Origin of the sequence: Aeromonas sp. HMWF015, assembly GCF_963878965.1 — a bacterium.
GTDB classification, from domain to species: Bacteria; Pseudomonadota; Gammaproteobacteria; order Enterobacterales; family Aeromonadaceae; genus Aeromonas; species Aeromonas veronii.
In genome coordinates, this window is the sequence record NZ_CAWNZT010000141.1 from 1 (window position 1) to 9016 (window position 9016).

Here is a 9016-nt window from a genome sequence, read left to right on the forward strand (position 1 = left end):
ATGATGAGGGAGGGCAGGATCAGCCGCCACTCGCCAGCCGCCCCGAAGGTGGCACAGCAACCGGCAAAGGTGCCGGGAATGTAGCCGAGCCACTGCTGCTTGGCCTGCACGCACATCAGGGTTGCGACCACACCTGTCATCACGTAACCCGCCACGCCCGCCCCCCACAGACTGTCGCCATGGATCAGCAGCAGTGCCCACAGCATGCCGCTGGTGTTGCAGAAGATGGTCTGCAGCAGCGCCTTGTAGCCGCCGCTTGACGCGAAATAGCTGGTGCAGCCGAGAAAGCCGACCCAGGAGATAAGGCCGAACGCGACGGCAATCCAGCCCCAGACGGCGGAGAGAATTCCAGTGGTGATGGCGATGGCGATCAGTGGGCTCATGGGGCGACTCTTCAGTTGGCTTCGCAAAAGGGGCAGCCTACCCCCGGCAATCGGGGCGGCAAGCGGGGGCCGAATTGTGTGTGATCTTCATCACCCTTTTCAACTCAGGAATACGCTTGCGCTCGCGAAAAAAATTCATTGGTGACCGGCCTGACAGTCGGCCATAGTTGGAGGCCCTGTCCTGCTCATGGAGTGAGTCTGATGGCGCCAAATGTGATCGTTCCCCTGCTGGTGTTCGTAGTCCTGTTTCTGGTCGGCACCATGGCCAAGGCACTGCCCCTGCACCACATGATGTAAATTTGTGTGAAATAAAAATCTGCCGGGGCGGGTCCTTATCCATACTGCCTCACTCAGCCCCGGGAGTTTTTCATGTTGATCAAGCGTCGTACCGCCCACCCCCTCACCGAACAGGATGTCACCCCGGAAGCCGTCTATCAGGACCGCCGCCTTATTCTCAAAGGGCTGGGTCTGGGCGCAGCCACCCTGGCGTTTCCCACTCAGGCGGGAGTGCTCGACCTGCTACGCGGCAAAGAGGATGCCCCCCAATTAGCTACCAAACCGCTCAACAGCAAGCCTGCCGAGCGCCCGGCCAATCTGGTGCTGACACCGGAAGAGAAGGCCACCAGTTACAACAACTTCTATGAGCTGGGCACCGACAAGTCCGACCCGGCTCGCAACGGCCATTACCTCAAGCCCGAACCCTGGACCCTCAAGGTGGAGGGGGAGGTGGCCAAGCCCTTTACCCTCGATGTGTGGGATCTTATCAACAAGAGCGAGCTGGAGGAGCGGATCTACCGGCTGCGCTGTGTCGAAGCCTGGTCCATGGTACTGCCCTGGAACGGTATCTCGCTGGCAGAGATCATCCGCCGTGCCGAGCCCACCAGTCGCGCCAAGTTTGTTGCCTTCGAAACCCTGTTTGATCCGAAACAGCTGCCGGGTCAGGCCTCCAGTTTGGGGGGCGGCATCGAGTATCCCTACGTGGAGGGGTTGCGTATCGACGAGGCGATGCACCCTCTTTCTTTCCTTGCGATGGGGCTCTATGGCAAGACCCTGCCCGCCCAGAATGGCGCGCCGATCCGGCTGGTGGTGCCGTGGAAGTACGGCTTCAAGAGCATCAAGAGCATCGTTTCGATCCGGCTGGTGGAGGAGATGCCGCCGACCACCTGGAATCTGCTGGCTCCCAACGAATATGGCTTCTACGCCAACGTCAATCCGCAGGTGGATCATCCGCGCTGGAGTCAGGCCAGCGAGCGTTTCATCGGCGAGGGCGGAGTGTTTGGCGCCAAACGTCAGCCGACCCTGATGTTCAACGGCTATGGTGACGAAGTCGCCTCGCTCTATCAGGGGATGGATCTGCGCCAATGGTACTGAGATTGAAACCGGCCCATATCAGCGGTTTGCGGGCGCTGGTGCATCTGGGCTCCCTCTGCTTCCTGCTCTGGCTGGTTTTTGCCATTCCGGCAGGTCTGCTGGGGGGCGATCCGGTGCCCGAGCTTATCCACTACCTCGGCAAGGGGGCGCTCAATCTGCTGCTGCTCACCCTGCTGGTGTCGCCGCTGGCCAAGCGCTGGCGGCAGGGGCAGCTCATCAAGCTGCGCCGCCCCCTCGGGCTCTGGTGTTTTGTCTGGGCGCTGCTCCACTTCATGGTGTGGCTGGGGCTGGATCTGCAGTTTGATTGGGGCCTGATTGGCGGCGAGCTGGTCAAGCGCAGCTATATCGTGGTGGGGATGGTGGCCCTGTTGCTGCTGGCCGCCCTCAGCATCACCTCGCTGCCCGCATTGCAGCGCCGCATGGGCGCCGCATGGCAGAAGCTGCACAACTGGGTTTATGCCATCGCCCTGCTGGTGCCGGTGCACTACTGGTGGTCGCTCAAGAGCGGTTGGGGGGAGCCTCTCATCTACCTGCTGCTGGCCTGCGCCCTGCTCTGGCCTAGGCGGGAGAAGCTGCTGCGCCCCATGCGGGGGCGCTGGAATGCAAAAGAGGCCTAATCGGCCTCTCGTTGTTTGATCTCGCCGGTGTAGGCATCGACGATGAGATGCACCTTCTGATCCTGGCGATTGAGGGTTTTGACCTCGAATTTGTCCCCTTCCAGCTCCACTTCCCGAATGTCGTGATACCCTTGCGCCAGCAGGAGTTTGACCAGCCCGGCCATGTCGAGACGGCTCTGGGCCGCCCAGCTTGTGGCACTCAACAGGCAAAGGATCAGCAGGAAACTGCGCGGGATCATATTCATTCCGGATTCATGGCTGGCAGACTATAAACGCCATTATGTTAGGTTTTTGGAGATGAATCATCCATGAATAGAGCGCTCCCTCTGCTTGGGTTATTGCTGCCGTTGCTGGCACAGGCGGTCACGCCTGATGAAGCCATGCTGCAGCAAGCTGTCCATGAGGGACGGGTTCGGCCCTTCCATGAAATGATGGAGGTGGCGGCCAGATTGCCGGTGCGGGTGTTGCGGGTGGATCTGGGGGAAGAGGATGGTATCTGGCTCTATGAACTGCGAGTCATCGATCGGGAAAACAGCGTGATCAAGGTAGCCTATCGGGCCGACAACCTTGAGCTGGTGTGGGCCAAGGGCCACCATCTGGAGCGGCTGTTCGAACCGCCCAAGCCCCCGGTCGAGGATGATGAATAACCCCTGTGTGGAAGCCTGTTCATGCGAATTCTGATTGTTGAAGACGAAAAAATTCTGGCTGGCCAGCTGGCCGAACAGCTGCGCCTCTCCGGCTTTGTCACCGACCTCTGCCACGACGGCAACGAGGCCGGTTTCCTCGGTGAGACCGAACCCTACGACGCCATCATTCTCGACCTCGGCCTGCCGGGGCGCGATGGCCTCAGCGTGCTGAAAGAGTGGCGCAGCAAGGGGATCGATACCCCTGTGCTAGTGCTGACCGCCCGTGGTCAGCTGCACGAGAAGATTGAAGGGCTCAACGCCGGTGCCGATGACTACCTGACCAAGCCGTTCCAGGTGGCCGAGCTGGTGGCGCGTGTCCATGCGCTGGTGCGCCGGGCGGCAGGCAACGCCAGCTCCATTCTGGAGATCGGCGGGGTGCGGCTCGACATGGCGGCGTCGCAGGTGTGGTACGAAGGGACTCCCATCAAGCTGACTGCCCACGAGTTCCGGGTGCTGGGTTACCTGATGCAGCATCGGGGCAAGGTGGTATCGCGCAGCGAGCTGATCGACCACATCTATGCTCAGGATTTTGACCGTGACTCCAATACCGTGGAGGTGTTCATCGGCCGGATCCGCAAGAAAACCAACCCCGATCTGATTGAGACAGTGCGCGGCCTCGGGTACCGGATCAACGAATGAGGCTGGTGAGAACCCTGCGGGGGCGGCTGGTCGCCATCGCGCTGGTCTGGTGCGGGCTGTTTCTGTTCGCCACCGGTTTCAGCCTGCAGACTATGATGCGCAACTACTGGCAGGAGGCGGAGGCCGACGGCCTTCGCCTGCAGCTCTATGATCTGCTCTCCCGGCTGGAAGTGGCCAAAACCGGCCTGCCGGTGGTCACCGGTTCCCTCTCCGATCCCCGCTTCAATCAGCCTTACTCCGGCTACTACTGGCAGTTGGAGCTGGGCCGCGATGTGGTGGGGCGCTCCCGTTCCCTGTGGGATACCAACCTGAAGAGCGATGGCCTCAAGTCCGCCTTTGGCGATCCCGACCTCTTCGTCGGCAAGGGGCCCAACAAGGAGCCGCTGCTGATCATGACCCGTACCGTGCTGCTGCCCGGTTCGGATCGGGTGTTCACTCTGGTGATGGCCAAGGACAGCAGCGCCCTGACCCAAACCCTCAACAAGACCCGCATCAGCCTGTTCCTCGGTCTCGGCTTTGCCGCCGCCGGTCTGGTGCTCGGCTTCATGTTCCAGATCGTCTACGGCTTGCGGCCGCTGCACCTGCTGCGCCGCGAACTGGGGCGGGTTCACGAGGGTCATCAGGAGGGATTCCGGCTGCGCTATCCGCTGGAGATCCAGCCGCTGGTGGAGGATATCAACCGGCTGCTGCACCACTACGGCGAGCTGCTTCAGCGGGCGCGCTCCCACACCGGCAATCTGGCCCACGCTCTCAAGACGCCGCTCAGCATCATGCGCAATCAGGTGGCTCAATTGCCGCCGGAGGATCAGGCCGCCATCGGCGAGCAGCTCGACCAGATCCAGCGCCATATCGATTACCACCTCGGCAAGGCGCGGGTGACCGGTGCCGCCAAGATCCTCGGGGTCTCGACCCCGGTGCGGGCGCGGGTGGAGTATATCTGCCGCGCCTTCTCCCGCCTCTATCCGGGCAAGACGGTGGACTTGCAGGTGCCGGCCGAACTGGCGGTCGGGGTGGAGGAGCAGGATTTCGACGAGATGGTGGGCAACCTGCTGGAGAACGCCTTCAAGTGGTCTGCCAGCGAGCTGCGCATCTCCAGCGCCGAGCTGGGTGGCTGGATCACCTTGCGTATCGAGGATGACGGCCCCGGCATGAGCGAGGATCAGATCGCCAAGGCGGTGCTGCGCGGGGTGCGGCTCGACGAGAAGGTACCGGGCTCGGGCCTGGGTCTCAACATCGTCTCCGATCTGGCGGAAGCCTATCGGGGCAGTTTCATCATGGGCCGTGCCGAACTGGGCGGTCTGGCCGCCTCCCTCTCGTTGCCCAAGGTGGCAAGAGTCGAGAGCTAGGCATAACATATGGCATTTGTTTTAGCCTGAGGAAGAGAAGCATGACCGACGATCCGTGGGCACTGTGTCACCTTGACGATTCGTTTGATGCCTCTGTGCTGGGGGTCAAGGGCGCTCAGATCCAGTGGTTTGAAGACAGGGATGGCCTGATCGCGTTCCTTCTGGAAGATTTTGTCGACCTGCTGGCCGATGTGGGCGAGCTGGACGAGGAGCAGACCGAGCAGGCGCGCGAGCGCTTCACCCTGCTGGTGGAGCAGAGCTTCGACGATCGCACCCTGATGGATGCCATCAATGATCTCGCCTCCGGCCTGCGCCGCATCGCCTGGTTGGGGCCGCTCTCGGAGCTGGCCGAGATCAGCGACGAGTTTGCCTCCGGCCTGCGCCGCTATTTCTGGAGCCAGTACGACGGGGACGAAGATGACCCGGACGCCTGGGTGCCGGAAGAGCTGTGGCTGCAGCTGGTTGAGTGCGCGCAGGAGTATATGGAGGAAGGGGAGTTCTAAACCCATCCCCATGCCTGCGCTTTGGCAGACAGATAAAGAAACGGCGCCTTGATGGCGCCGTTTTTATTGGGTGGCAATCGCCTTAGCCGTTAGCCGGTACCGCGTGGGCGGTGTTGGTCAGCACCGGGCCTGTGTACTTCTCGATCTGCAGCTGGGCCATATGGCCGCAGTTGCCCTGCGCCAGACTGGACGAGCCTTCGTCGAAGGTGAGGCAGTTGACGTTGCCGTTCTTGCAGATGCTGCCCGCTTCGCCCGGCTTGGCCGGGTCATACCAGGCCCCTTCACAGATCCGCACCACCCCCTGGCGCACATCCTCGGAGAGCAGGGCACCCACCAAAATCTGGCCCCGTTCGTTGAAGGCGCGCACCAGATCCCCCTGGGCGATGCCACGAGCCTTGGCATCCAGCGGATGGATCATGATCGCCTCGCGGTCGGCGATGGCGAACTTGTCCCGCAGCGGGGTGTTGTCGAGCTGGGAGTGCAGCCGCTGGGTCGGGTGTGAAGTGTTGAGGGAGAGCGGATAGCGCGCCGCCACCTCGCTCTTCACCCACTCTTTCGGCTCATACCACTTGGGATGGCCAGCGCAGTCGGCATAGCCCATCCCGGCTACCGTGTTGGAGAAGATCTCGATCTTGCCAGACGGAGTGCCGAGCGGGTTGAGCAGCGGGTTCTCGCGAAAATCGGCGTGACGGATCCACTGGCGGTTGGCCTCCGGGATCGGGAAGCGGATGTAGTTGTTGGACTCCCAGAACATGTTGAACGGCGGCAACGCCACCCGGGCACCACGGGCTTGCGCTGCCATGCCGTCGTACATCTGCTTGAGCCACAGCATCTCGTCCTTGCCTTCGGTGTACTGCTCCTGCACGCCCAGCTTGGCGGCGATGGCGCTGAAAATGTCGAAGTCGTTGCGAGCTTCAAACTGGGGCGGCACACACTGGTGCATCGGGAAGACATAGCGCTGGGAGTAGTCGCCGCCCATCTCCAGATCGTTGCGCTCGTAGCTGGTGGTGACCGGCAGCACGATGTCGGCGTGCTTGGCAGTCGCCGTCCAGTAGGGCTCGTGAACGATCACGGTCTGCGGCTTGCGCCACGCCTGCAGCAGGTTGTTGGTGTCCTGATGGTGGTGGAAGGGGTTGCCGCCCGCCACGTAGACCAGCTTGATGTCCGGATAGGTCACCTTGCGACCGTTGAAGTCGATGGTCTTGCCCGGGTTGGCGAGGCAGTCGGCGATGCGCGCCACCGGGATCGGGGCCGGGCTGTTCTTAGGTGCGTTGCCGGCGGAGATCCCCGCCAGAATGCCGCCCTTGGCGGTGGGGCTGCCACCGGAGGAGTAGTGGTAGCTGAAGCCGTAGCCGCCCCCCGGCAGGCCGATCTGGCCCAGCATGGCGGCCAGGGTGACCAGCATCCAGTTGGGTTGTTCGCCGTGCTGCTGACGCTGCATGCCCCAACCGGCCATGATCATGGTGCGCTTGGCGGCCATGTCGAGGGCCAGCTGGCGAATTACCTTGGCATCGACGCCGCAGACAGTGCTTGCCCACTCGGCGCTCTTCGGCTGACCGTCATCCTTGCCGAGCAGATAGGCGAGGAATTTGTCGAAGCCGACGGTGTAGCGATCGAGGAAGGCCTGATCGTGCTTCTTCTCGCTGTAGAGGGTGTGAGCCACACCCAGCATCATGGCCACGTCGGTATAGGCGTTCGGGGCAATCCACTCGGCACCGACCAGCTTGGCGGTCTCGTTGTAGATGGGGTCGATGCTGATGACGCGGGTGCCCTTCTCTTTCAGTGCCATGAAACCAGCCTGACCCTCATGATCCGGCATGTTCCAGCTGTTTTTCAGGGTGACCTGGGCATTGACCCCCCAGAGCACCACCAGTTCGGCGTTCTCCACCACGTTGGGCCAGGCGGTCTGCTGCTCGTACACCTCGATGGAGCCCATCACGTGGGACATGATCACCTGAGCCGCACCGGTGGAGTAGTCACCGGCATAACCGGTGAAGCCGCCGGAGAGATTCATCAGGCGGTGCAGCAGGGTGCGGCTGTTGTGGAACATGCCGACACTCTTCCAGCCGTAGGAACCGGCGTGGATCGCCTGCGGGCCGAAGTCAGACTGGACGCGCTGGATTTCACCGGCCACCAGTTCGATCGCCTTGTCCCAGCTCACTCGCACCCACTCGTCGGCACCGCGCAGCTCGGGTTTGGCGCCCGGGCCGTGCTCCAGCCAGCTCTTGCGTACCATGGGGTACTTGATGCGGTTTTTGGCGTGCACCTGGAACGGCGCCATGTCGATGAGATCGTTCGGCGCCGGATCATCGGCCACCGGCTGGACGCGCACCATGCGACCATCCTCGACAATCGCCTCGAAGGCACCCCAGTGGGCGCCGGTCAGAATGCCCTTCTGGGCGGGCACCAGGGTCGGGAACTGGCTCAATGCGGTGCTGATGGCTTGCGCCAGCGCACTCTTGGGAAAAATGCCGCCGAGCAGGGGCAGGGCCGCGCAGGCGCCGAGCCCCTTGAGCAGGTTGCGGCGGGACAGATTGGTCTTCTTGTCGTTGAAAAAAGTCATAACGGTTTTCCTCTGTTCCAGCCTTAGTGGGCCGCGCTCATGTCACTGGCATGTTTCTGGACATACTGGGTCAGCATGCGAGCCTGTTCCGGGGTCAGGGAGGTACGAGATTCCATCCCCTTGATGACGCCGATCCACTGGTTGGCGTTGAAGTGATCCAGCGCGGTGAGGCCGTGGCAACCGGTGCAGTTGTTGGACATCAGGGTGGAGGCGTATTGCCACAGCTTGCCCTGATCGCCGATGAGCTGGCTCTCGTCCACCCAGGCGGTCAGGCTGACCTGATGCCAGGTGAGGTTGGTGGCGCTGTCGGTTTCGCTCTTGCCGGTGACCAGCGCTTTCTTGGCGGCATCGCCGACCAGTACGCTGAGGATCCGTTTGCCCGGTGCGGCGTAGAACACTTCGCTCACGCCATCCTGCTGCCAGCCTTCGATCTGCACCTTGGCGCGGCCGTTTTCGTTGGCCAGCACTTCCACCTTGGTGGAGGGCATCAGGGTGCCTTCGTCAGTCTTGGCTGCGGCATCGAGGAACAGCGGGGTGGTGGCGATGGCGTAGCGGGTGGTGACGCTGGCCGGGGTCTGGGCGGCGGCCTGCGCCAGTTCGCTGGCACCGGCGGCAGCCAGACCGCTCATGTCGGGCATGATGTGGGCGACGCCGCGGTGGCAGTCGATACAGGTCTGGCCATCCTTGATGGCGATGGGGTGCTCGGCGCGGGCGTTGGGGCGCTGGGCTAGAATGTCCATCGCTGCGTAGCTGTGGCAGCTGCGGCAGGTGGCGGAGTCGTTGGCCTTCAGCTCGTCCCACACGGTCTGGGCCATCCGCAGCTTGTGGGCCTCATATTTCTCGGGTGTGTCGAGCGTGCCGATCGCCTCGTGATAGATATCCTTAACGGCGCGGATCTTGGTCCACAG

Annotated in this window: 10 protein-coding genes; 6 read left to right on the plus strand and 4 right to left on the minus strand. The window is 62.5% G+C overall.

Annotated elements, in window-relative coordinates:
• Positions 1 to 383 (minus strand): DUF1097 domain-containing protein (locus tag AACS18_RS07300; RefSeq protein WP_108614031.1); only part of this gene is annotated, 383 nt, incomplete at its 3' end.
• 369 nt (positions 384 to 752) lie between these two features.
• Between AACS18_RS07300 and msrP the strand changes: the two genes are divergently transcribed.
• Positions 753 to 1754: a protein-methionine-sulfoxide reductase catalytic subunit MsrP gene (gene msrP / locus AACS18_RS07305; RefSeq protein ID WP_005356348.1), complete on the plus strand. Its 1002-nt coding sequence runs from the start codon at positions 753 to 755 to the stop codon at positions 1752 to 1754.
• Positions 1745 to 2371, plus strand: a complete 627-nt coding sequence (msrQ, locus tag AACS18_RS07310; protein ID WP_108614032.1) for a protein-methionine-sulfoxide reductase heme-binding subunit MsrQ — start codon at positions 1745 to 1747, stop codon at positions 2369 to 2371. The genes msrP and msrQ overlap by 10 nt, the downstream gene beginning before the upstream one ends.
• Here the strand turns inward: msrQ and AACS18_RS07315 are convergent.
• Positions 2368 to 2616: a PepSY domain-containing protein gene (locus AACS18_RS07315; protein ID WP_041202391.1), complete on the minus strand. Its 249-nt coding sequence runs from the start codon at positions 2614 to 2616 to the stop codon at positions 2368 to 2370. The two genes, msrQ and AACS18_RS07315, sit on opposite strands and share 4 nt — an antisense overlap.
• A 63-nt stretch (positions 2617 to 2679) precedes the next feature.
• Between AACS18_RS07315 and AACS18_RS07320 the strand changes: the two genes are divergently transcribed.
• Genes AACS18_RS07320 through AACS18_RS07335 form a run of 4 tightly spaced genes read left to right on the plus strand, consistent with a single transcriptional unit; the run spans position 2680 to position 5545 of the window.
• Entirely contained in the window at positions 2680 to 3018 is a 339-nt protein-coding gene (locus tag AACS18_RS07320) for a PepSY domain-containing protein (protein WP_005339825.1), read from the plus strand.
• A 21-nt stretch (positions 3019 to 3039) separates the two neighbouring features.
• Positions 3040 to 3696, plus strand: coding sequence for a response regulator transcription factor (locus AACS18_RS07325; RefSeq protein WP_005339826.1), 657 nt, complete (start codon positions 3040 to 3042; stop codon positions 3694 to 3696).
• Positions 3693 to 5042: a sensor histidine kinase gene (locus tag AACS18_RS07330; protein ID WP_058056207.1), complete on the plus strand. Its 1350-nt coding sequence runs from the start codon at positions 3693 to 3695 to the stop codon at positions 5040 to 5042. Before AACS18_RS07325 ends, AACS18_RS07330 begins: the two co-directional genes overlap by 4 nt.
• Positions 5043 to 5083: 41 nt before the next feature.
• The gene (locus AACS18_RS07335) at positions 5084 to 5545 is read left to right on the plus strand and encodes a hypothetical protein (RefSeq protein ID WP_108614033.1); all 462 of its coding nucleotides are present in this window, start codon (positions 5084 to 5086) and stop codon (positions 5543 to 5545) included.
• An 82-nt stretch (positions 5546 to 5627) separates the two neighbouring features.
• Here AACS18_RS07335 and torA read toward each other — a convergent pair whose 3' ends face one another.
• Positions 5628 to 8108, minus strand: a complete 2481-nt coding sequence (gene torA / locus AACS18_RS07340) for a trimethylamine-N-oxide reductase TorA (RefSeq protein WP_108614034.1) — start codon at positions 8106 to 8108, stop codon at positions 5628 to 5630.
• A 23-nt stretch (positions 8109 to 8131) separates the two neighbouring features.
• Positions 8132 to 9016, minus strand: an 885-nt coding sequence (locus AACS18_RS07345; RefSeq protein ID WP_258228882.1) for a NapC/NirT family cytochrome c, incomplete at its 5' end; no start/stop codon positions are given.

Coding starts and splice junctions, on each gene's coding strand:
- AACS18_RS07320 (WP_005339825.1), top strand. CDS start 2,680: ATGAATAGAGCGCTCCCTCTGCTTGGGTTATTGCTGCCGTTGCTGGCA.
- msrQ (WP_108614032.1), top strand. CDS start 1,745: ATGGTACTGAGATTGAAACCGGCCCATATCAGCGGTTTGCGGGCGCTG.
- torA (WP_108614034.1), bottom strand. CDS start 8,108: ATGACTTTTTTCAACGACAAGAAGACCAATCTGTCCCGCCGCAACCTG.
- AACS18_RS07315 (WP_041202391.1), bottom strand. CDS start 2,616: ATGAATATGATCCCGCGCAGTTTCCTGCTGATCCTTTGCCTGTTGAGT.
- AACS18_RS07335 (WP_108614033.1), top strand. CDS start 5,084: ATGACCGACGATCCGTGGGCACTGTGTCACCTTGACGATTCGTTTGAT.
- msrP (WP_005356348.1), top strand. CDS start 753: ATGTTGATCAAGCGTCGTACCGCCCACCCCCTCACCGAACAGGATGTC.
- AACS18_RS07325 (WP_005339826.1), top strand. CDS start 3,040: ATGCGAATTCTGATTGTTGAAGACGAAAAAATTCTGGCTGGCCAGCTG.
- AACS18_RS07330 (WP_058056207.1), top strand. CDS start 3,693: ATGAGGCTGGTGAGAACCCTGCGGGGGCGGCTGGTCGCCATCGCGCTG.